Annotated in this window: 21 protein-coding genes; 10 read left to right on the top strand and 11 right to left on the bottom strand. The window is 69.7% G+C overall.

Annotated elements, in window-relative coordinates; translation table 11 throughout:
• Positions 1-64 precede the first annotated feature (64 nt).
• The 5 genes from ACH9D2_RS18550 to ACH9D2_RS18570 all read right to left on the bottom strand — a co-directional run bounded on the left by ACH9D2_RS18550 (position 65) and on the right by ACH9D2_RS18570 (position 5,151).
• Positions 65-370 carry a hypothetical protein gene (locus ACH9D2_RS18550; protein ID WP_396364304.1) on the bottom strand — a complete coding sequence of 102 codons (306 nt, stop codon included), beginning with the start codon at positions 368-370 and terminating at the stop codon, positions 65-67.
• A 5-nt stretch (positions 371-375) separates the two neighbouring features.
• Positions 376-1,785: an NAD-dependent succinate-semialdehyde dehydrogenase gene (locus ACH9D2_RS18555; RefSeq protein ID WP_396364323.1), complete on the bottom strand. Its 1,410-nt coding sequence runs from the start codon at positions 1,783-1,785 to the stop codon at positions 376-378.
• Between the two features lie 178 nt (positions 1,786-1,963).
• Positions 1,964-3,037, bottom strand: coding sequence for a beta-eliminating lyase-related protein (locus ACH9D2_RS18560; RefSeq protein WP_396364305.1), 1,074 nt, complete (start codon positions 3,035-3,037; stop codon positions 1,964-1,966).
• An 8-nt stretch (positions 3,038-3,045) separates the two neighbouring features.
• Complete coding sequence (locus ACH9D2_RS18565; protein ID WP_396364306.1) at positions 3,046-3,717, bottom strand: SDR family NAD(P)-dependent oxidoreductase; 672 nt, start codon at positions 3,715-3,717, stop codon at positions 3,046-3,048.
• A 3-nt stretch (positions 3,718-3,720) separates the two neighbouring features.
• Positions 3,721-5,151, bottom strand: a complete 1,431-nt coding sequence (locus tag ACH9D2_RS18570) for a DUF6421 family protein (RefSeq protein ID WP_396364307.1) — start codon at positions 5,149-5,151, stop codon at positions 3,721-3,723.
• Between the two features lie 124 nt (positions 5,152-5,275).
• On the opposite strand from ACH9D2_RS18570, the gene ACH9D2_RS18575 reads away from it, so the two are divergent.
• Complete coding sequence (locus ACH9D2_RS18575; RefSeq protein ID WP_396364308.1) at positions 5,276-5,731, top strand: winged helix-turn-helix transcriptional regulator; 456 nt, start codon at positions 5,276-5,278, stop codon at positions 5,729-5,731.
• A gap of 492 nt (positions 5,732-6,223) precedes the next feature.
• Here ACH9D2_RS18575 and ACH9D2_RS18580 read toward each other — a convergent pair whose 3' ends face one another.
• The 5 genes from ACH9D2_RS18580 to ACH9D2_RS18600 all read right to left on the bottom strand — a co-directional run bounded on the left by ACH9D2_RS18580 (position 6,224) and on the right by ACH9D2_RS18600 (position 11,358).
• Positions 6,224-7,183 (bottom strand): NAD(P)-dependent oxidoreductase, encoded by a 960-nt coding sequence (locus ACH9D2_RS18580; RefSeq protein ID WP_396364309.1) that lies wholly within the window; start codon positions 7,181-7,183, stop codon positions 6,224-6,226.
• Positions 7,180-8,379 (bottom strand): aminotransferase class I/II-fold pyridoxal phosphate-dependent enzyme, encoded by a 1,200-nt coding sequence (locus ACH9D2_RS18585; RefSeq protein WP_396364310.1) that lies wholly within the window; start codon positions 8,377-8,379, stop codon positions 7,180-7,182. Before ACH9D2_RS18585 ends, ACH9D2_RS18580 begins: the two co-directional genes overlap by 4 nt.
• 250 nt (positions 8,380-8,629) lie before the next feature.
• The gene (locus tag ACH9D2_RS18590; protein ID WP_396364311.1) at positions 8,630-9,025 is read right to left on the bottom strand and encodes a hypothetical protein; all 396 of its coding nucleotides are present in this window, start codon (positions 9,023-9,025) and stop codon (positions 8,630-8,632) included.
• Positions 9,026-9,090: 65 nt separating this feature from the next.
• On the bottom strand, positions 9,091-10,392 hold the full coding sequence (locus tag ACH9D2_RS18595) for a glucarate dehydratase family protein (RefSeq protein WP_396364312.1): 1,302 nt from the start codon (positions 10,390-10,392) through the stop codon (positions 9,091-9,093).
• Between the two features lie 153 nt (positions 10,393-10,545).
• Complete coding sequence (locus tag ACH9D2_RS18600; protein ID WP_396364313.1) at positions 10,546-11,358, bottom strand: IclR family transcriptional regulator domain-containing protein; 813 nt, start codon at positions 11,356-11,358, stop codon at positions 10,546-10,548.
• A gap of 249 nt (positions 11,359-11,607) precedes the next feature.
• Here ACH9D2_RS18600 and ACH9D2_RS18605 point away from each other — a divergent pair, with 249 nt between their 5' ends.
• The 9 genes from ACH9D2_RS18605 (at position 11,608) to ACH9D2_RS18645 (ending at position 21,162) form a co-directional block, all read left to right on the top strand.
• Positions 11,608-12,591: a Bug family tripartite tricarboxylate transporter substrate binding protein gene (locus ACH9D2_RS18605; protein WP_396364314.1), complete on the top strand. Its 984-nt coding sequence runs from the start codon at positions 11,608-11,610 to the stop codon at positions 12,589-12,591.
• Positions 12,588-13,097, top strand: a complete 510-nt coding sequence (locus ACH9D2_RS18610) for a tripartite tricarboxylate transporter TctB family protein (protein ID WP_396364315.1) — start codon at positions 12,588-12,590, stop codon at positions 13,095-13,097. Before ACH9D2_RS18605 ends, ACH9D2_RS18610 begins: the two co-directional genes overlap by 4 nt.
• Before the next feature lie 15 nt (positions 13,098-13,112).
• Positions 13,113-14,648, top strand: coding sequence for a tripartite tricarboxylate transporter permease (locus ACH9D2_RS18615; protein ID WP_396364316.1), 1,536 nt, complete (start codon positions 13,113-13,115; stop codon positions 14,646-14,648).
• A 41-nt stretch (positions 14,649-14,689) separates the two neighbouring features.
• Positions 14,690-15,076 carry a universal stress protein gene (locus ACH9D2_RS18620; protein WP_396364317.1) on the top strand — a complete coding sequence of 129 codons (387 nt, stop codon included), beginning with the start codon at positions 14,690-14,692 and terminating at the stop codon, positions 15,074-15,076.
• Between the two features lie 116 nt (positions 15,077-15,192).
• Positions 15,193-16,137, top strand: a complete 945-nt coding sequence (locus tag ACH9D2_RS18625) for a LysR substrate-binding domain-containing protein (RefSeq protein WP_396364318.1) — start codon at positions 15,193-15,195, stop codon at positions 16,135-16,137.
• A 92-nt stretch (positions 16,138-16,229) separates the two neighbouring features.
• The gene (kdgD, locus tag ACH9D2_RS18630; protein WP_396364319.1) at positions 16,230-17,156 is read left to right on the top strand and encodes a 5-dehydro-4-deoxyglucarate dehydratase; all 927 of its coding nucleotides are present in this window, start codon (positions 16,230-16,232) and stop codon (positions 17,154-17,156) included.
• A 59-nt stretch (positions 17,157-17,215) separates the two neighbouring features.
• Positions 17,216-18,835: an aldehyde dehydrogenase (NADP(+)) gene (locus ACH9D2_RS18635; RefSeq protein WP_396364320.1), complete on the top strand. Its 1,620-nt coding sequence runs from the start codon at positions 17,216-17,218 to the stop codon at positions 18,833-18,835.
• Positions 18,832-20,160 carry an enolase C-terminal domain-like protein gene (locus ACH9D2_RS18640; RefSeq protein WP_396364321.1) on the top strand — a complete coding sequence of 443 codons (1,329 nt, stop codon included), beginning with the start codon at positions 18,832-18,834 and terminating at the stop codon, positions 20,158-20,160. Before ACH9D2_RS18635 ends, ACH9D2_RS18640 begins: the two co-directional genes overlap by 4 nt.
• 18 nt (positions 20,161-20,178) lie before the next feature.
• Positions 20,179-21,162, top strand: coding sequence for an AEC family transporter (locus tag ACH9D2_RS18645; RefSeq protein WP_396364322.1), 984 nt, complete (start codon positions 20,179-20,181; stop codon positions 21,160-21,162).
• Positions 21,163-21,359: 197 nt separating this feature from the next.
• Here ACH9D2_RS18645 and ACH9D2_RS18650 read toward each other — a convergent pair.
• A partial coding sequence (locus ACH9D2_RS18650) for an MBL fold metallo-hydrolase (protein ID WP_396362953.1) occupies positions 21,360-22,412 on the bottom strand: 1,053 nt, incomplete at its 5' end.

Genomic DNA, 22,412 nt, shown 5'->3' on the forward strand with positions numbered 1-22,412 from the left:
CTGGGGGCTCGGCGGCAGCGCTGCCCGGGGCGTGGGGGCTCGGCGGGTGGAGGGTCGTGTGCGGTCAGTCGTGGGCGCGGGTGAGGTCGGCGTCCTCGTAGCGGACCATGCGGCTGCCCGTGAGGATCCGGTGTCCGGCCCACAGGGCCAGGAACATCGGCAGGCCGATGTAGGCGCTCAGCGCGGCGGTCAGGTCCAGGTCCCCGAGGAAGGCCTGGTAGTTCTGCCCGAGGATCACCACCGCGCACAGTCCCAGGGCGACCACCGGGCCCAGCGGGAAGAACCGGGCCCGGTAGGGCAGGTCGGCGAGGTCGTGGCCCTGGGTGGTGCAGGCCTCGCGGAAGCGGTAATGGCTCCAGGCGATGCCCATTGCGCTCAGTCGTTGATGTAGAGCAGGCGTTTGTTGACGAACTCGTCCATGCCCAGGGGTCCGAGCTCGCGGCCGTAGCCGGAGCGCTTGACTCCGCCGAAGGGCATTCCCGCGCCCTCGGCCTCGGCGGCGTTGACGGCGGCCATGCCCGCTTCCAGGTCCTCGGCGAGCTGCCGGGCCCTCTCCGGGTCGGTGCTGAACACGGCCCCGCCCAGTCCGTAGGGGGTGTCGTTGGCCACGGCCAGGGCTTCGGCGTCGTCGGCCACCCGGTAGATCACGGCCACGGGGCCGAAGAGCTCCTCGTGGTGGGCGGCCATGTCCGGGGTGATCCCGGTGAGCACGGCCGGCTCCAGGTAGGCGCCCGGGCCCTCGAGCAGCCGCCCGCCGGCGTGCAGGGTCGCCCCGGCCTCCACCGCGTCCTGGATCTGGGCGGCCAGTTCCTCGGCGGCGGCCCGGGAGGACAGCGGGGCGAAGGTCCCGTCAGTCTCTGCGGCCGGGTCGCCCGGGGTCAGGGCTTCGGCCTGGCGGGTGAGCTCGGCGACGAACTCGTCGTAGATGTCCGCGGAGACGATCATGCGCTTGTTGGAGTTGCAGGCCTGGCCGGTGTTGGCCATGCGGGTGGCGAAGGCCGCCCGGGCGGAGGCGGCGACGTCGTCGGTGTCGAGCACGACGTAGGGGTCGGAGCCGCCGAGCTCCAGCACGACCTTCTTCAGGTTGCGCCCGGCGATCTCGGCGACCTTCGCCCCGGCCCGCTCGGACCCGGTCAGGGACACCCCTTGGACCCGCGGGTCGGCGATGATGTCGGCGACCTGGGGATGGGAGGCGAAGAGGTTGGTGTAGGCCCCGGCCGGTGCCCCGGCCTCGGCCATGAGCTGCTCGAGGGCCAGGGCCGCCCGCGGGCAGGACTCGGCGTGCTTGAGCACGATCGTGTTGCCCAGCACCAGGTTGGGGGCCACGAAGCGGGCCACCTGGTAGTAGGGGAAGTTCCACGGCATGATCCCCAGCAGCACCCCGATCGGGCGCTTCTGGATCACCGCCCGGCCCCCGGCCGAGGCGGTGATCGGCTGGTCGGCGGCCAGTCCCGGGCCGTGGTCGGCGAAGTAGGCGAAGATCTCGGCGCAGAACTCGACCTCCTCCCGGGCCTCGGTCAGCGGCTTGCCCATCTCCTGGGTGATGATCGCGGCCAGGTCCGGGGCCCGTTCGGTGAACAGCGCCCCGACCCGGGCGGCCACGGCGGCCCGTTCCTGGATCGGCACCGCCCGCCAGGCCCGGAACGCGGTGTCGGCACCGGCCAGGGCCTCCTGGACCCCGGCCTCGGTGGCGGTGGGGTACTCCGCCAGGACCCGGCCCGTGGCCGGGTCGACGGACCGGTAGGCGGGACGGTCGATGACCGGTCGGGTGGGCAGGGAAGGCATAGTGGTCACGATGGTTCTCCTCTGTAGATGGGGCCGTGCTCCTGCGGGGAGCATTGGTGCTCATGAGCCGCCGCCGGCTGGTTCACGCAGGGCGAGTGCGAGCGCGGGGAGCCCCAGGGCACTGCCCCGATCGGGCTCGCCACGGCGCACCGGAAGCCCGAACTCTCGGAGGCGGGTTTCAGGCCACCGGGGAAAGCTCGGAATGAAGGGCTGCCAGGAATGCGTCGACGTCCTCCGCGGCCGTGTCAAAACTGCATACCCAGCGGACCTCACCCTTCGAGGCGTCCCAGTCGTAGAACCGGAACTTCTGACGAAGGCGGTCCGCGATGCCGTCGGGCAACGTGGCGAAGACGGCATTCACGTGGGTCTCCTGCGTGAAGGTGACGCCTCGCATCGAACCGTCGGCAATGCACGCTTCGATGCCGTCGCGAAGACGCCGGGCCATCGCATTCGCATGGCGCGCATTGCGCAGGTACAGGTCCCCGTCCAGGAGCGCCAGCAACTGGGCCGAGACGAACCGCATCTTCGACGCCAGCTGCATCTGGTTCTTCCGCAGGTAGACCAGGCCCTGGGACGCGCCCTCGTTCAGCACCACCAGGGCCTCGGCGCCCAGCGCCCCGTTCTTGGTGCCACCCAGGGCGAGCACGTCGACGCCGACGTCGGTGGTGAAGGCGCGCAGGGGCAGCCCCAGAGCGGCCGCCGCATTCGAGAGCCGGGCCCCGTCCAGGAAGACGAGCATGTTGTTCGCGTGGGCATGGTCCGTGATGGCGCGGATCTCATCCGGTGTGTACAGGGTGCCGAGCTCGGTGGACTGGGTGATGTAGACGACGAGCGGCTGGGCGCGGTGCTCATCTCCCCAGCCCCATGCTTCTGCCGCCATCAGTTCAGGCGTGAGCTTGCCGTCCTCCGTGGTGACGGGGAGGAGCTTGATGCCGGCGGACTTCTCGGGCGCGCCGCCCTCATCGACATGGATATGAGCCGTGTCCGCGCAGATCACTGCGCCCCAACGCGGGAGCATCGACTGCAGTCCGACGACGTTGGCACCCGTGCCATTGAACATCGGCCACACCGACGCGCCTTCGCCGAAGTGCTGCCCGATCACGTCCTGCAGCCGTGCCGTGTACTCGTCTCCCCCGTAAGCGGTCTGATGACCCCCATTCGCCTCGGCAAGCGCTTCCAGCACTTCCGGGTGGACTCCGGAGTAGTTGTCAGAGGCGAATCCTCGCAGCTCCGCGTTGTGGATCCTCTTCATTCGGTGCTTCACCCTTCCTGCTGGAGGTCGAAAATCGAGTCGTTCAGTTCCGAGGCCTCAGCACCCCACAACTCCGAGTAGGCAGCCGCGAGACGGTCTTCCAGGCCGGCCAGGGCCTTCACCCGGAAGATCACGGCGGCAGCGCGCAACGGTTCGCCGGCTTCACGGGCGGCCTTCGCATATCCCTGCGCCACCGCCCGGGTCCACGCCTCACTCGCGGCCTTGACGGCGGCATAGTTGGCGCCGCCCGCCAGCGGGCGGGCAACTGCGGTCGAGGACACGATCGCCAGCCGGCCCGCGGGGGAGGTCCGCAGGTCGTCGTCGAAGGCGCGGCTCAGATGGCGCAGCGCGGAGAAGGAGATCTCCAGCGCGCGGTAGTCGTCCTCCGTCTGCCCCGCGAGCCCACCGCCGCCGCGCCAGCCGCCGACGAGGTGAAGGAGACCGTCGATCGGCAGACCATCGCTGCGCAGCCTTCGGGAGAGTTCGACCACAGCGCTCTCGATGGAGAGGTCCAAGGTCTCCACGCGAGCCCCCAGCGCTGCGAGTGGAACGAGCTTCGCCGAGCTGCGACCCGTGGCGACGACGCGAGCCCCGGCCGAGGTCAGGGCGCGCGTCGCGGCCAGACCGGACGCGCTGGTGGCGCCCGCGATCAGGACGGTGCGACCGGTCAGATCGGTCATCGCTCAGCCGTCCGAGGCACGGATGCCGGTGGTCGATTCGATGACGCCCTTCAGCTTCTTGTCGAGCGCTTCGAAGAACATCGACAGCGGGAACTCGTCGTCCAGCACCAGGTCCGTGTACCCCTTCGGCGGCCCGGCCAGCACCTCACGGGGGAGCCCCTCCGCCCACACCGAGGCGGGATTCGGAGTGACGACGGACGCGACGAGCTCGTACGCCTTCAACCAGTGCACTGTCTTCGGCCGATCGATCGACTCCCAGTACAGCTGATCGATCGCCTCGCCGAGCTCGACCACCGCATCGGCGACCCTGTCCCAGTCGAAGCTGAGCTCGACATCGCGCCACTCCAGCACATGCTTCTGATGAAGCCACGCGAACAGCAGCTGCCCGCCCAGCCCGTCGTAGTTGCGGACCCGCGACCCGGTGATGGCGAAACGGAAGATCCGATCGAAGATCACCGCGTACTGCACCAGCTTCCCGTGCCGACGGGTCTGCTCCTCGGTCCCGGTGAGCTCCTCACCGGCCGCGCTGCGCGCCGTGAGCGCCCGCTCGATCGTGACCGACTCCCGGAACGCCGTCAGGTCGCAGCGCAGCTCCTCCAGGGAGTACAGGAAGAACGGCATCCGCTGCTTGATCATGAAGGGGTCGAACGGCAGGTCGCCTCGCATGTGCGTGCGGTCGTGGATGATGTCCCACATCACGAAGGTCTTCTCGGCGAGATCCTGGTCGGTGAGAAGCGCTGCGGCGTCATCGGGCAGGTCCAGCTTCGTGATGCCGGCGGCCGCCGTGACCACACGGCGGTAGCGTGCCGCCTCGCGGTCCTGGAAGATGGCGCCCCAGGTGAACCGGGGGATCTCCCGCACGGCGACCGTCTCGGGGAACAGGACTGCCGAGTTCGAGTCGTATCCCGGGGTGAAGTCGATCAGCCGCAGGGACACGAACAGTTTGTTGCCGTAGTTCCCGGCCTCGAGCTGGGCGATGAACTCGGGCCAGATCGTCTCGACGATCAAGGCCTCGACATGCCGGTTCGCCGAGCCGTTCTGGGTGCACATCGGGAACACGACGAGGTGCCGGATGCCGTCGATGCGGTGCCGTTGCGGGTGGAACTCGACGAGGGAGTCGAGGAAGTCCGGCTCCCCGAAGCCGCCGTCCGCCCAGCGCGCGAAGTCGCCGGGCAGCGCCGCCAGGTACGCCGCGTCGTGCGGGAACAGGGGGGCGAGCTCGGCGATCGACTCCACGATCACCTCGACATGCTCGCGCGCAGTCGGGTGATCAGCGGGCTCAGGGATCGAACCGTCCTTGACCTGCAGAGCCTGCAGGGCGGTGGCCGCCGACTTCAGCCGGAGCCAGGCAGCGCCCGACTCCACGGTGCGGGCATCCTCGACGACCTCAGGTTCGCCGATGATGGCCTGCACCGCCTGCAGAGACGTGGACATTGAAACCCTCCTGTCGTCAAGTCAACGGAAATTTTCCGGTGATACCGGTCACACACGGGAATATTCACATGAGCTCAGAGGGGTGTCAACACCCTCGGCGCGATCGGCTGATAGCGTTCGGCCCATGGACGACCCCATGGACGTGCGACTGGCCACCGAGGTGTCCCACGACCCGCGCGCCACCCTGGCCCAGCTGTCCGAACGCGTGGGCCTCTCGGTCTCGGCCGTGCAGGCGCGCCTGCGCAAGCTCGAGAGCAGCGGCGTGATCACCGGCTACCAGGCGATCCTCGACCCCGAGGCCATCGGCAAGCCGCTCTCGGCCTTCATCGAGATCACACCGCTCGATCCCCGCCAGCCCGACAACGCCCCCGAACTCCTGGAACCCCTCACGGAGATCGAGGCCTGCCACTCGGTGGCCGGGGACGCCGCCTACATGCTGTTCGTCAGGGTCGCCTCGCCCAAGGCGCTCGAGGCTCTCGTCAACAATGTTCGCCATACGGCCTCGGTCAACACCCGGACGACAGTGGTCCTGCAGACCTTCTACGAGCATCGGCCCATGCTTCCCGCTGCTGAGGCCTGAGGCACGGAACGGTCGCAACAACGGTGTCGGAGGCGATCCCGCGACCATCACCGGAGCCGGTCAACTCGCTGTCCACCGGCCCGGACGCTGACCGGATCCGGGCACCCCCCGAACCATCGAGCGCCCCGTCCCGGCCGAGCTGGTCGAGGGCGGCGTCGTGGAGCTGGGCCCGGACCCCGGCCTCCTGCCGGGGTCCGCAACCGGGACCAGCAGGTGATCCCGGAACCGGCGCCCAGCTCGGTGGGACGTTCATTCTTCGGCGTCGCCGGTGGTGGCCACGAACAGGATCCCCTGCGGAGCGGACCGGTCGACCCGTGATCGACCGGTCCGCCCGTTCTTCGCCGGCGGAGGTTCGGGGATCAACGGATCCAGCAACTCCCGCCACCGGTCGCTGATCAACCGCTGAGGCACCTACTGCCTCGTCAAGGCGGCCATGATCGTCACCGGCCCGCGGGCCCCGTTACCCCTGAACCCGAACTGTTGAAACCACCTCTAGCCGATCGGTGCAGGCGGTCGTTCCCCGCCGAGCACAGCGAGCGCGTTGTCGGCGGCAAGCATCGCCATCGCGGTGCGCGTCTCCACCGTGGCGGAGCCCAGATGCGGCACCAGCACCACGTTGTCGAGCTCCAGCAGCTCGGGGTGCACCCGGGGCTCGTGCTCATAGACGTCGAGCCCGGCACCCGCGATCCGGCCCTCGCGCAGTGCGGACGCGAGCGCCGCTTCGTCGACGATCGGTCCGCGCGCGGTGTTGACGAGGTACGCCGAGTCCTTCATCGCCGCCAGCTGCTCGGCGCCGATCAGGTGATGCGTGGCGGGCCCGTAGGGGCAGTGCAGCGACACGACATCGGAGACGGTCAGCAGCTCGTCGAGATCGACCCGCCGGGCACCCAGTTCGTCGGCGAGCCCGGGATCGATCTCACTGCGCGACTGGTAGACGATCTCCATGCCGAAGGCCTTGGCCCGGCGCGCGGTCGCCTGACCGATGCCGCCCATGCCGACGACGCCGAGAGTCTTGCCCTGCAGGCCGCTGCCGAGCAGGAAGAACATGCCCCACTTCCAGTCCTGGCCGGAGCGGATGAGCCGCTCCCCCTCGCCGAGCCGGCGGGTCGCCATGAGGATGAGGCCGAGCGCGATGTCGGCTGTGGCGTCCGTGAGCACGCCGGGTGTGTTGGTGGCCACGACGCCACGTTCGCTGCAGGCCGGCACGTCGATGTTGTCATAGCCGACGGCGACGTTCGCGACCACTTGGAGCTGCGGACCGGCGGCGTCGAGCAGCTCGGCGTCGATGCGTTCGGTGAGCAGGCTCACGACGGCATCGGCGCCGGCCACTCGGCGCAGGAGCTCCTCGCGGCCGATCGACTCCGGACCCGGCCAGGCATCGACCTCGTGCTGGGCGCGAAGCTTCTCGATCGCGGCGCTGGGCACACGTCCCGTGACGACGACCCGGCTCATGCCGACTCGATCCACTGGCACAGGCGGCCGAGACCGTCGCGGATGTCGGCGACGTCGATGCCCGAGTAGGCGAGCCGGATGTACTGCTGCTCCTCGCCCGGCAGGCGTCGGCCGAAGTGCTCCCGCGTGCAGAAGGAGACGCCGGTCTCGTGCAGTGCCGCCGTGGCGAAGTCGCCGACCGCCGTGTAACCCATGCGCTCCATGGCGGAGGTGACGTCCGGGAACAGGTAGAACGTCGACTGCGGTACGGCGACGTGCATGCCGGAGGTGGCGTTCACGATCTCACAGGCGGCGTCCCGGCGCTCGCGCAGGATGTCGAGCATCTGCTGCACGGGTTCCTGGGTGCCGCGGAGTGCTTCGATGCCGGCCCACTGCACGTAGTGCGTGGTGCACGACTCGTCGTTGGTGTTGAGGGTGCTGAGCACCTTGGCGATCTCGAGCGGTGCGACGGCGCAGCCGAGGCGTGAGCCGGTCATGGCGAACTTCTTGCTGAACGTGTAGAGGATGACGGTGCGCTCGACCATGCCGGGGAGCGACGCGATCGAGCTCGAGACCCCCTCGTAGCGCGTCTCGAAGTAGGCCTCGTCGGAGAGCACCCAGAGATCGTGCTCCTGGGCGAGCTGCGCGATGGCCTCGCGCTCGGCCGCCGTCGACTCGGCCGAGATGGGGTTCTGCAGGTCGTTGTAGATGATGGCGACCGTGTTCGGGGTGATCGAGGCGCGCACCTGGTCGAGGTCGATCGCGAAGCCCTCCGGCGTGGGGAGGTAGCGGTACGGCACGGCCGTGCCACCGAGGTACTCGATCTGCGACTCGTAGATCGGGAAGCCGGGGTTCGGGTAGAGCACCTCCTCGCCGGGATTCATGACCGCCTGCAGGAACTTCGTGATGACGGGCTTGCCGCCCGTCATCACGACGATGTTGTCGGGGGCGAGGCCGATGCCACGACGCGAGCCGAGGTCCTCGGCGAGGGCCTCCCGCAGCTGCGGGATGCCGGGGCCGGGGCAGTAGCCCGTGTAGCCGTCGGCGATGGCCCGGTCCATCGCCTCGATGATGTGTGGGGCCGTCGGGATGTTGATGTCGCCGAGGTGGAAGGGGTACACGCGGTTCCCCTTCGCCTTCCAGGCGGCTGCGGCCTGGGCGACGCTGAAGGCGGTTTCGGTGCCCAGCCGTTCGAGCCGGTGCGCGAGTTGCGGCATGCTGTTCCACTCCTCATCGAGTTGGCGATCGATCCTCCGGCGGAATCCGATCTAGTACACGACTAATATATCAGACGACAGGATTTTGTCTGCGGTTGGAGTCTCGCAGGGCACGGTGCCGCCAGAACGCGATCCCCGCGACGGAGCATGTGGAGGAGCGCAGGGGTGGGCTGAAGGGGTTTGAGACGGTGCGATGCATACCGAGAGCGCCGGGTGCCATCCGTGCGGCATGTCGACCCCGATGCAGATCTCATCGGGCTGCCTTCTGCGCCGAAGGACGTGCCGGGACCGAGGCCTTCGAAGCGACGACGTCGGAGGACGGGCTGCGGTCGACGATCCGCGGTTGGGACATGTCTGCCAACAGGGCTTTGAGCCAGATGGTGATGGCGCGCAGCGCGGCCCCGCCGCGGTAGGTCAGCGCGAGTTCGTCATACCGGGTGGCCGGCCCGCGGCACTGCTCGAAGAGGTTGGCGGAGGCGGTCAAGCCCGCGGGGGTGGTGTGACGCTCGGTGGCCGCGCCCTCGTCCGGAACGACGACCTCGGCCACCGAGCGTGACGCCGTCATCCGGGGTTCACCTTCAGAGGCTGTCCTCCCGCCGATGTCCCCGATGGCGTCCTGCGCCGTTGCGGAGGCGAGCCGTGTCATCGGCCGCCTCCACCGTGGTCATCGCCCGTGCTGGAGGGAAGTGGGCGAGGTGCCTGCCACCGCTGTCACCAGCGAGGGGTTCTCAGCTGGTACCCCGGGTCGATCCGCTGCATGTAGCCGGTGTCGTCGCGGCTCTGCAGGCCGCACTCGAGGTACTGGCGGTGGAGCTTCTCCAGCCCGTCGCGGTCCAGCTCGACCCCCAGCCCGGGAGTGGTCGGCACCTGCACCGACCCGCCGCCGAAGCGCAGGGCCCCGGGCTGCACGACGTCCTCGTCGACGTCCTTCCAGGGCCAGTGGGTGTCGCAGGCGTAGTCGAGGTTCGGGGTGGCGGCGGCGAGGTGGACCATGGCGGCCAAGCTGATCCCCAGGTGCGAGTTGGAGTGCATGGACAGCCCCAGGCCGAAGGTCTCGGTGATCCCGGCCAGGGCCTGGGAGCGGCGCAGTCCGCCCCAGAAGTGGTGATCGGAGAGGACGACGTCCACCGCTCCGGCGGCGACGGCCGGGGGGACGTCCTGGAAGCTCACCACGCACATGTTCGTGGCCAGGGGCATCGACACGCTGCGGCGCACCTGCGCCATGCCCTCGATCCCGGGGGTGGGGTCCTCGAGGTACTCCAGCACCCCGTCGAGCTCGCGGCCGACACGGATGGAGGTCTCCACGGACCAGGCGGCGTTCGGGTCGATCCGCAGCGGCAGGTCGGGGAACTCCTCGCGCAGCGACTGGATGGCGGCGATCTCCTGGTCGGGATCGAACACACCGGCCTTGAGCTTGAGTGCCGTGAACCCGTACTCGTCGACCATGCGCCGGGCCTGCCGGACCACGCCGGCGGGGTCCAGTGCGGCACCCCAGGAGTCCTCGTCGTGGCCGGGGTGGCCGGCCCACTTGTAGAAGAGGTAGCCGCTGAACGGGACAGCGTCGCGCACTGCGCCGCCGAGCAGGTCGCTGACCGGCCGGCCGAGCAGCTTGCCCTGGATGTCCAGGGCGGCGACGTCGAAGGGGGAGAGCACCCGGTCGGCGGTGCTGGAGCCGGTGACCATGCCGCTCATGCCGTGGCCACCCTGGGTGGTGTCCTGGGCCAGCGCGGCCACGACCCGTTGCCGGAGCAGGTTGATGTTGAAGACGTCCGCCCCGGTGACGGCCTCGGCCGCCACCTGAAGGCGCCGCACGTGGGCTGCGTCCCCGTAGGTCTCCCCGAGCCCGGTCGTCCCGGCGTCGGTGTGCACCTCCACGACGGCTCGCAGGGCGAAGGGCTCGTGGACTCCGACGGCGTTGAGCAGGGGCGGGTCCTTGAAGGCGACCGGGGTGATGGTGACCCCGGAGATCGAGACCTGGCCGAGGAGCCCTTCTGGGGCGATGTGCTGAGTCACGGGAGGTACTTCCTGGTCGGTGGGGGGCCGGCCGCGCGTCGCGCGGCGTGCTGGCTCATGTGGTGAGCGTAGACATCGGGCGTAATACAAGTACAAGGCCAAAAAAGCACTGAACGATACAAAAACGGTATTGCGGGGCAGATCAGGCCGCCATCAGCTGACCAACCCCCCCAGCCCTCGGACGATCTGGAGGGTGATGTCGGCGGTCGACCGCAGTGCCTCGATGATCTCCTTCTCGTGCTCGGGGGTCAGCCGCTCGATCGGCACCGAGCAGCTGAGCGCGTCCGTGACCCCGGAGCGAATGGGAAGGGCCACGCCGAAGCAGCGAAGGCCCGGGGTGTTCTCCTCGTCGTCGATCGAGTACCCCCGTTCCCGTGTGGCCGCCAGATCCTCCTTCAGCGCGGCCCGGGAGATGATCGTGTGCGGCGTCAGTGCGGTGAGCGAGGGGGGCAGGTGGGCCTCGAGCTCGGCGTCGTCGAAGTGGGCCAGCACGGCCTTCCCCAGGGAGGTGGAGTAGGCGGGCAGGCGCCGGCCGACGCGGTTGCGGGTGCGCTCGTAGGCGGTGGACTGATGGGTGGCGAGGTAGACCATGTCCGTGCGATCGAGGCGTCCGTAGTGCACGGTCTCCTCCAGGCGCTTGCTCACCTGCTCCACATGGGGGTGGACCACCTGCAGCAACGGGTCGGTGTCCAGATACGTGGTGCCGGCCAGCAGGGCGCGGATGCCGATGCTGTAGAGGGAGTGCGTGGAGTCGCTGCGCACCCAGCCCAGGTCGGTCAGCGTGCGCAACAGGGCGTACATGCTGCTGCGCGGGGCCCCCATCGCCTCGCACAGCTCCCGTACGGTGACGGGCTCGTTGCCCCGGGCGGCAAGCACCTCCAGCACCTCCACGGTGCGGGCGGCGGATTTGACCCCGCGCACCCCGTGGCCCGTCAGGACTCCCTCGGTGGTCTCTTGCTGCTCCATGCGGATCCCTCTCGCTCTGGACTCGACGCCCCTTGACAGTGATGAAGCTCATACACAACTATGAGTCCTATCACGAACTGTTGTCTACATATATGGACAACATTCACGAATGAGGTCAGGGTCGACGCAAGATTCGGACAGCTCTCATACGACGTGAAGAACCAGCGGTCCGCGGATCCACCCGACGTGGTGGCCTGCCCGGCCGGCCGCCTTCACCAGCCAACCCCATCCAGCAGAGGAAACCCCACGATGAACTCCAAGAAGCCTGCCGCCGCCGTCACAGGCCTCGGTCTCCTGTCCCTCGTCCTCACCGGCTGCGGGGGCGTGGAGACCGCCTCCGGCCAATCCGACTTCCCGACCAAGTCGGTCAACCTGGTGGCTCCGTCCAGCCCGGGCGGGAGCACCGACCTGATCTCCCGTGCCCTGGCCTCGTCCATGGAGGAGCCCCTCGGCCAGAGCGTCGTGGTCGAGAACAAGTCCGGGGCCAACACGGCCGTGGGCACCAAGGAGGTGCTCAACTCCACCGGTGACGGCTACAGCACCGTTCTGGCCGCCGAGTCCCTGTTCGCCATCACGCCCCTGTTCGTCGAGGACCCGGATGCGAAGACCATGGAGGACATGACCGTCGTGGCCCCCGTCTCCGTGGAGGAGTACATCCTGGTGGTCAACAAGGACTCCGGGATCACCACGCTGGACCAGCTCCTGGAGAAGGACAGCATCAAGTACGCGACCTCCGGAGCCGGCACCGGCGGCCAGTTCGGGCAGGCCGCGCTGTTCGCCCTGGCCGACAAGGAGGCCACCGACGTGCCGTTCGACGGCGGATCCGCCGCCGTGACGGCCGTGCTGGGCAACCACGCGGACGCCACCGCCACCCAGCTCGCCGAGGTGAGGGCGCAGATCGACGCCGGGGAGCTCGTCCCGCTGGCCGTCTTCTCCGCCGAGCGCAGCCAGTACTTCCCCGATGTGCCGACCGTCGAGGAGTCCGGCTACGACGTCGACGTCCAGCAGCGCCGCTGGATGGCCGTCCCGACGGACACTCCCGAGGAGGTCGTCTCCACGCTGCGGGAGTCGGTGGAGACCGCCAAGGACTCCCCGGAGTTCCAGGAGTTCCTCGAGACCAACCTCGTCGGTGAGTGGGAGGGGGAGCCCTCCGATGTGACCAGCACGGTGGAGGAGGACACCCAGACCTACGCCGAGCTGGCGGAGCAGTACGGCATCGGGGGCACCGAGTGAGTTCCTCCGCCATCACGCACGAGGACCCCGGCCAGGAATCCGACCTGGAGTTCGAGGAGGAGGCCGCGCGCGGCGGGGTCACCACCGCCCGTCTCGGCGCCCTCGTCCCGCTTGCGCTGGGGGTGTTCGGTGCCGTCGTGTCCTTCGGGCTCGGCATCGGCTCCCTCGGCGACCCGGGGGCGGGTCTGTGGCCCTTCGCCATCTCCCTGGCCATGATCGTGGCCTCGGTGACAGCCCTGCTCCGGGCGAGGCAGGACGAGGACGTCGAGGCGTTCGACCGCGGCATCGTGCCCGTGGCCCTCAGCGTCGCCAGCCTTCTCGTCTACGCGGCGCTGCTTCCGGTGATCGGGTTCGAGATCCCCACCGTCCTTCTCCTGGTCTTCTGGATCAAGATCCTGGGCAAGGAGGGCTGGCGGCCCGCCCTCACCGTGGCGGTCGTGGCGACCGTGGCGGTGTACGCGCTGTTCATCCTCCTGTTCGCCGTGCCCATCCCGCACCTCTTCTAGGAAGCGACATCCGGAATGGATATTTTCAACGACGCCATCAGTGGCTTCGACGTGGTGCTGCAACCGGCGAACCTGCTGTTCTGCCTGCTCGGTGTCACCCTGGGCATGCTCATCGGCGTGCTGCCGGGCCTGGGCCCGGCGGCGACGATCGCCATCCTGCTGCCCATCACGTACACGATGGAGCCCGCCAGCGCCATCATCCTGCTCGCCGGCATCTTCTACGGCGCCCAGTACGGCGGCACCATCACCTCGGTGCTGCTCCGGCTGCCCGGTGAGGCCTCGAGCGTGGTCACCGCCCTGGACGGTTACCAGATGGCACGGCAGGGCCGCGCCGGCGCCGCCCTGGGCATCGCCGCCGTCGGGTCGTTCATCGGCGGCACCATCGCCATCGTCGGACTGACCTTCCTGGCGCCGCTGGTGGCCTCCTTCGCCCTGGACTTCGGTCCCGCGGAATACACGCTGCTGGCCCTGCTCGGCATCCTGCTGGTCTCCTCGCTCGGCAACGGCTCGGCCCGCAAGGCCGCCATCGCCGCCACCGTGGGGCTGCTCCTGGCCACGGTCGGCCGGGACCCGGTCACCGGCGTCAGCCGGTTCACCTTCGGCTCCGACAACCTGGCCGACGGCATCGACTTCGTGATCATCGCCATGGGCCTGTTCGGGGTCGGGGAGATCCTCTACAACATCGCCACCCCGACCTCGGCCACCTCGGGCACTCCGCAGTTCAAGCGGGCACTGCCCACCGGCAAGGACCTGAAGGACTCCTCGGGGGCGATCGCGCGCGGTTCGGTCTCCGGATTCGCGCTGGGAGTGCTGCCCGGCGGCGGCGCCACGATCGCGTCCCTGGTGGCCTACGCGACGGAGAAGAAGTTCGCCAAGAATCCCGGGCGCTTCGGCCGCGGTGCCATCGAAGGCGTCGCCGGCCCGGAGACCGCGAACAACGCGGCCGCCACCAGCTCGTTCATCCCGCTGCTGACCCTCGGCATCCCGGCCAACGGGACGATGGCCATCATGTTCGGGGCCCTGCTGCTGCAGGGCATCACCCCGGGCCCCGGCTTGATCACCGACCACCCGGACGTCTTCTGGGGCGTGATCAACTCGATGTACATCGGCAACATCTTCCTGCTGCTGCTCTCGATCCCCCTGATCGGCATCTTCGTGCGGCTGCTGTCGGTCAAGGCCACGATCCTCAACCCGCTGACCGTGCTGATCACCATGATCGGCGTGTACACGGTGCGCAACAGCGTCTTCGACATGTTCCTGGTCATCGGCTTCGGCGTGGTCGGCTACCTCATGAAGAAGATGGGATTCCCGCCGGGGCCGCTCGTGCTCGCCTTCGTGCTCGGTGGACTGCTCGAGACCTCCTTCCGCCAGTCCGTCCGGCTCTCCGAGGGCGGCATGGCGATCTTCGTCGCCAGCCCCATTGCGATCACCCTGCTGGCCGCGATCGTGCTGGCGATCGCCGCCGCACCGGTCATGAGCTGGGTGCTCAAGCGCCAGCAGACGAAGGCCGACGCCACCTTGCACACCCACGCCCAGGCCTACCAGGACTGACCCCGGTTCCTGCCCCGAACAGCCGAACGGAAACAGCTGACATGAGCATCATCCTCGGATACGTCCCCAACGAACGCGGCGAAGCCGCCTACGCCAAGGCTCTGTCCCTGGCCGCTGAACTGGATCAGGAGCTGATCATCATGAACAGCAGCGGCCGCCACTCCCACATCGACCCCCACCTGGCCGCGGAGTCGGACCTCGAGGCCCTGGTCACCCGGGCCCGCGAGGCCGGGGTCAGCGCCCGGACCGCCCGCAGTGCCGGTGCGGACGGGCCTGACGCCCTCATCGAGGCCTCGCACACCGCCGACGCGGAGATGCTGGTCATCGGCATCCGCAAACGCTCCCAGGTGGGCAAGCTGCTGCTGGGAAGCGATGCCCAGCGCATCCTCCTCGACGCGAGCTGTCCCGTCCTGGCCGTGAAGGCCTAGCGAGTACGGGCAGGAGCCCCGGGCAGCGGTCACCGGAACGGGCGCGCGACGCCAAGACCCTGCCGGATCCGATGCTCGGATGAGCTGACCGTCGTTCCCACCACCTGGAGGACACCATGTTCACGCTGGATCAGGCCCGCAGCTTCATCGCCGTGGCCGAGGAGCTCCACTTCGGCCGCGCCGCCGAACGGCTCAACATGACTCAGCCGCCCCTGAGCCGCCAGATCCAGAAACTGGAGAAGGCCCTGGGCGTCGCACTGCTGGAGCGGGACAACCGCCGGGTGGTCCTGACCGCCGCCGGTGCGGCCTTCCTCGCCGAGGCGCGCCGGCTGGTGGTGGCCGCCGACCGGGCCCCTGTCACCGCCCAGCGCATAGCGGCCGGACGGTCCGGGGTGGTGCGGATCGGGTTCACCGCGGCGTCGGGCTTCAGCGTCCTCAGTCCTCTGCTCACCGAGATCGGGCAGGCCTTGCCGAACGTGGACGTGGACCTGCAGGAGATGGTGACCGACGAGCAGGTGCAGTCCCTGCTGGCCGGAGAGCTGGACCTGGGCCTGGCCCGCCCGCCCTTCGACCGCAATGTCTTCGAGTCCCGGCTGCTGCTCGCCGAGCCCCTCTGCCTGGCGGCCCCGGCGGACCACGGCTTGACCTCGCTGGGGCGGCCCGTCGCACCGGCCGACCTCAAGGACGTGCCGCTGATCATGCACTCCCCGACCACGGCCCGGTACTTCTACGACCTCGCCGTGCGCACCGTGGAGATCGACCACCGCAACGTGGTGCACACCGTGGGCCAGATCGTCACCATGGTGGCCCTGGTGGCCGCCGGCCGGGGCGTGGCCTTCGTCCCCGAGTCCGCCCGCCTGCTGGGCATCGACGGCATTACCTACCTGCCGCTGGAAGGCCACGCGCCCAACGCCGTCCAGCTGCACGCCATCTGGGTGCGCGGCGCGAGGAACCCTGCGCTGCGGCGCTTCCTGGAGGAGGTGCCGCTGCTGTCCGCCTCACCGGCGGGCGCCCAGAGCCCCGAACACGCAATACCCAATAAGCATCACTCCATCCATTAATGGGCTTGGACAGGCATCAAAACCCTTCCTAGGCTCGTTGATGAATCACCGCTTCTCCGCCGCGCAGCGGCCCCGAACAAAGGACGACCCCCGTGGCCAACCACACCCCTCAGGAACTGGCGGACAAGCTCAAGGACGGGCTGCTCTCCTTCCCCGTCACCGCCTTCGACTCCGATCTGCTCTTCGACGAGGCCGCCTACCGGGAGCACCTGGCGTGGCAGGCCAGCTACCCCGTGGCCGGGCTGTTCGCGGCCGGCGGCACCGGTGAGGGCTTCTCCCTGACGCCCGAGGAGATCGCCACGGTGGTGCGCGTCGCGGTGGAAGAGGTCGGTGACGACGTGCCGGTGCTCGCCCCGGCCACCGGGAACACGGCCCAGGCCGTGCGCAACGCCCACGACGCCCGGGCCGCCGGCGCCGAGGGCCTCCTGGTCCTGCCCCCGTACCTCACCGAGGCCGACCAATTGGGCCTGGAAGCCCATGTGAGCGCGGTCTGCTCCGCGACGGACCTCGGCGTGATCGTCTACAACCGGGCCAACGCGATCTACTCCGCCGAGACCGTGGCGCGGCTGGCCGAGAAGCACCCGAACTTCATCGGGTTCAAGGACGGGGTCGGGGACATCGAGCACCTCACCAAGGTCTATGCCCGCAACGGGGACCGGCTGTTCTACCTCGGCGGGCTGCCCACCGCGGAGACCTTCGCCCTGCCCCTGCTCCAGCTGGGCATGAGCACCTACTCCTCGGCCATGTACAACTTCGTCCCGGAGTTCGCCCTGGAGTTCTACCGCGACGTCCGCGCTCAGGACCGCGCGGCCGTCACGGACAAGCTCAACCGCTTCGTGCTTCCCTACATCGAGATCCGCGACCGGGTGAAGGGCTACGGGGTCTCCATCGTCAAGGGTGGTCTCAAGGCCGTGGGCCGCGACGCCGGGTCGGTGCGTGCGCCCCTGCAGGACCTCACCGAGGCCGACCTTGCCGACCTGACCGCCCTCATCCAGTCGGCCGTCCTGCAGAAGGCGTGAGGGCAGGCTCCGTCCCGCTCCGTCCGACGTATCCGATCCACCACGAGGAGTTCACCCCCATGAGTACCCAGACCATCACCCTGGCCGGCCACTCGATCATCGCCGGCCGCCAGACCCCCGGCGGCGCCGGCACCACCCACGGCATCGACCCGGCGACCAACGCCGAGCTCGAGCCGGCGTACACCCTGATCGACGAGGCCCAGCTCGCCGAGGCCACCGCGGCCGCCGAAGAGGCTTTCCCCTCCTTCAGCAGCCTCGACCCCGAGACCCACGCGGGCTTCCTCGAGCAGATCGCCGCGAACATCGAGGCCGTCGGTCCCGAGCTCGTCGACCGCGCCTCCACCGAGACCGGCCTGCCGAAGCCGCGTCTGCAGGGCGAGCTGGCCCGCACCACCGGTCAGCTGCGCCTGTTCGCCCGCGTCGTGCGGCAGGGGGACCACCGGGGGGTGCGCATCGAGCCGCCCCTGCCCGAGCGCACCCCGCTGCCCCGCCCCGACCTGCGTCAGCGCAAGGTCGCCCTGGGCCCGGTGGCCGTGTTCGGGGCCAGCAACTTCCCGTTCGCCTTCTCCACCGCGGGCGGGGACACCGCCTCGGCCCTGGCCGCGGGTTGCCCGGTGATCTTCAAGGCCCACAACGCCCACCCCGGCACCGGGGAGATCGTCGGCCGGGCCCTCACCGACGCCGTGGCCGAGTCCGGCCTGCACCCCGGGGTGTTCTCCCTGATCTACGGCCCCGGCGCGAGCATCGGCCAGGCCCTGGTCAAGGACCCGGCCATCAAAGCCGTGGGCTTCACCGGTTCCCGCGGTGCCGGCACCTCGCTCATGGCCACCGCCGCCGCCCGCCCCGAACCCATCCCGGTCTACGCCGAGATGAGTTCCATCAACCCGGTCTTCCTCTTCGCCGGCGCCCTGTCCGGGGACGCCGACGAGTTCGCCCGGGCCTACGTCACCTCCCTCACCGGCTCCTCCGGGCAGCTGTGCACCAACCCCGGCCTGATCTTCGTCCCCGCAGGAGAGGCCGGCGACGCGTTCCTCGACGCCGTCGGGCGCGCCATGGCCGATGCCGAGGGCGCGACCATGCTCACCCCGGGCATCGCGGCCTCCTGCCGCGCCGGCATCGACGCACTGGGCTCCCAGGAGGGGGTCGAGATCGTGGCTCGCGGCCAGGAGGGCTCCACGGAGAACGCCCCCGCCCCGGTGGTCTTCGGCACTCAGGTGCCGACGTTCCTCGTCAACCCGGTGCTCCAGGAGGAGATCTTCGGCGCCTCCTCCCTGGCGATCCGCTACGGCTCCGCCGCAGAGCTCGTCACCGCGGCCCGCCGCATGGAGGGTCAGCTGACCGCCGCCCTGTTCCTCACCGACGAGGACCACGCCACCGCGGCCCCGCTGCTGCCGGTGCTGGAGCGCAAGGTCGGGCGCATCCTGGCCAACGGGTGGCCCACCGGCGTGGACGTCGGCGAGGCCATGGTCCACGGGGGCCCGTTCCCCGCGACCTCCGACTCCCGCACCACGTCGGTGGGCACCCTGGCGATCGAGCGGTTCCTGCGCCCGGTGGCCTACCAGAACATCCCCGACGCCCTGCTGCCCGCCCCCGTGCAGGCCGCCAACCCCTGGCAGCTCAACCGCCGGGTCGACGGCCGCATCCAGCTCGCCGAGAACGCCGGAGGAGACCGCGCATGAGCACCCAGCCCACCATCGCCCGGGTCGAGGTCGTGCCCGTGGCCGGCCACGACTCCATGCTGCTCAACCTCTCCGGGGCCCACGGTCCCTACTTCACCCGCAACGTCGTGATCGTCACCGACTCCGACGGGCGCGCCGGGCTGGGCGAGGTACCGGGCGGGGAGCGGATCCGCGCCACGATCGAGGAGGCCGGGAGCCTGATCACCGGGCAGCCGGTGGCCCTGTTCCGCACGCTGCTGCGGCGGATCGCCACGGCCTTCGCGGACCGGGACGCCGGCGGGCGCGGACTGCAGACCTTCGACCTGCGCACCACCGTGCACGCGGTGACCGGACTGGAGTCCGCGCTGCTGGATCTGCACGGGCAGTTCCTGGGCGTGCCCGTGGCCGAGCTGCTCGGGGACGGGCAGCAGCGCGCGGCCGTGCCGATGCTCGGCTACCTGTTCTTCGTGGGCGACCCGGACAGCACCGATCTGCCCTACCTGCGCGAGTCCGCCGGCGTGGACGCCTGGGAGCGGGTGCGCCGGGAGGCGGCGATGACCCCCGAGGCCGTGGTCCGACTGGCCGAGGCCTCCCGGGAGCGGTACGGGTTCAAGGACTTCAAGCTCAAGGGCGGGGTGCAGGCCGGTGACGTCGAGGTCGACGCGGTCACGGCGATCAAGGAGCGCTTCCCCGAGGCCCGGGTGACCCTGGACCCCAACGGCGGCTGGCTGCTCGAGGAAGCGGTCCGGCTGGGCCGGCGGATGCAGGGCGTGGTCGCCTACGCCGAGGACCCGTGTGGCGCGGAGGGCAGGTTCTCCGGCCGCGAGGTGATGGCTGAGTTCCGGCGGGCCACCGGGCTCCCGACCGCGACGAACATGATCGCGACCGACTGGCGCGAGATGTCCCACGCGGTGCGCTCGAACGCGGTGGACATCCCCTTGGCCGATCCGCACTTCTGGACGATGGCCGGTTCCGTGCGGGTGGCCCAGCTGTGCCACGAGTTCGGGCTGACCTGGGGGTCCCACTCCAACAACCACTTCGACATCTCCCTGGCCATGTTCACCCACGTGGGCGCGGCGGCACCGGGCGAGATCACCGCGCTGGACACGCACTGGATCTGGCAGGACGGCCAGGGTCTCACCCGGGAGCCGCTGCGCATCCGCGACGGTGAGATCCGGGTGCCCGCCGCCCCGGGACTGGGTGTCGAGCTGGACCGCGACCGCCTGGCCGCCGCCCATGAGCTCTACCTCGAGCACGGTCTGGGGGCACGCGACGACGCCGCCGCGATGCAGTACCTGATCGAGGGCTGGAGCTTCGACCCCAAGCGCCCCTGCCTGGTGCGCTGACGGCGGGGAGAAGACCGGATGACGGGGGTCCTGCTGGGCTTCGGCGTGGTCGCCGTGCTCGCGGTCACAGGCTTCGCCACCGCCGCGCTGCTGCCCGGGCAGGCCCGCAGCATCCGCGCGGGCCTGACTCCCGTCATCTACTACATCACCAACCCGGCGTTGATGCTGGTGCTCGTCGCCGGCACCGACCTCGGCGCCGTGCTCGGGGTCTACACCCCGATCGCCCTGGCCACCGCCGCGGTGGCCGGGGCGCTCTACGTCCTGCTCAGCGGTCTGCTGCTGCGCCGCGGGGCCGCCCGCACCGCCGTGGGCGCCATGGCCTCCTCCTACGTCAATGCCGGCAACATCGGGCTGCCCATCGCCCTCTACGCGGTGGGCAGCGCCGCCCCCGTGGTCTCGGTGCTGCTGGCCCAGCTGCTGGTGGTGGCCCCGCTCTACCTGGTGGTGTTCTCCTCGGTCACCCGCCCCTCCCGCCGGTGCGGTCCCGGTGCGGCGACCTCGACCGGGACGGTGGCTCCGGACCGGGAGAGCGTCTCGACCGGGCGGACCATCATCCGGTCGGTGGCCAACCCGGTCACCATCGGCACCGCTCTGGGCGCGCTGCTCTCCGCGACCGGCCTGGAGCTGCCTGAGGTGGTCTGGATTCCCCTTGAGATGCTCGGCGAGTCCTCCATCCCGTTGCTCCTCCTGCTGTTCGGCATGAGCCTGCACGGGCAACGACCCTTCGAGCAACGGGCCCTGGTCCCGGACGTGCTCGGCGGGACGCTGATCAAGCTCACCGTGATGCCCGCCGCGGCCTGGGCGATCGGCTGGTTCGGCTTCGGGCTCACCGGCACGGAGCTGCTGGGCGTCGTCGTCATGGCCGCCCTGCCCACGGCCCAGAACGTCTTCCTGTTCTCCTCCCAGTTCCGCATGCCGGCCAACGCGGCCCGGGACATCATCTTCCTGAGTTCGATCCTGTCCTTCCCGGCCATTCTCCTCATCAGCCTGCTCCTGCAATAGGTGCCTGCCGATCGGCAGCGGCAGTGGGTTCACCGACAGCGACTTCGCGCCCTCGGTGCAGTAGCGATCACCCCTCGTCGGCAGGGGTGATCGAACTGCCAGACCCTGCGCTCCAACGGGATTCCACGCTGCCTGCGGGACGGGAGATCATGGGGCGGCTCAGGGATGTTCCTGTGCCGCCCGGGATCATTCGGTGGTCAGCCGATGGGGATGGCGTCGAAGTCCTCGCTGATGATCAGTTCGCCGGAGAAGTTCTCGCCGGCCTTCTCCCACTTCTCGACCGGCCAGTTGCCGGGCACGAGGTGATTGAGCACCAGGGTCTTCACCCCGGCGCGTTCGGCCACCCCTCCGACGTCCTCGATGGTGGTGTGCGCTCCGATCAGGTGCTGGTACTCGGCCTCGGAGTTCGCGTCGCGTGGGGCGGGGTGATGCTGGCCGACCCACTCCTCGGCGATCGCCTCGTGCACGAGGACGTCCGAGCCCCTCGCCAGCTCCACCAGGTTCTCACTCGGGCTGGTGTCCCCGGAGAAGGTCACGGAGCCGGTGTCGGTGTCGAAGCGGTAGGCGAAGGCCGGGAACACCGGGGCGTGCTGGACGAGGGTCGCGGTGACCTTGACCCGGTCGTCCTCGTAGACCTCGATCGGGCGCATCCGCGGGTGCGGATCCCCATTGGGGTCATCGGTCAGCTCGGTCGGCAGAGCGATGTCCCGGCCGACGAAGAACTCCCGGGGCGGGGGGTAGCCGGAGTCGATGATCCGGTCGTTGAAGTCCGTGGCGAAGGTCTTCATCATCGCCTCGATCGTCTCCCGGGTGCCCGGAGTCGGGTTGGCCGGATTGACCACCTGGTCTGCGGGGATCTGCTCGCCCTTGTAGTTGACCGGCAGGGCCCCGCGGTTGCCCGGGCCGAAGACCTGCAGCACCCGGTCGGGCACGGTCACGCCGTTCTGCAGGCCGGTGCCGAAGATGTTGTAGAGATCGGAGATGTGGTCCGAGTGCAGGTGGGTGAGGAACACGGCCTCGAGGGCGTCCAGGGGGCCGCGCATGTCCTTGTCCCAGGTGCCCAGCCTGGCTTTCTTGATCTGTTTGCCCACCCCGTCGCCGGCGTCGACGAGGTAGTACTTGTCCCCGGCCACGACCGCGGAGGCGACGCCTTCGCGGTGGGAGTCGTTCCACCAGGGCGGTCCGCCGCTGGTGCCCAGCAGCACGATCCGGTTCCGTGCGTCGGTGGTCAGCGGGTCCCGGCCCGCAGC

This window comes from Kocuria rhizosphaericola, from assembly GCF_044462205.1.
GTDB classification, from domain to species: Bacteria; Actinomycetota; Actinomycetes; order Actinomycetales; family Micrococcaceae; genus Kocuria; species Kocuria rhizosphaericola.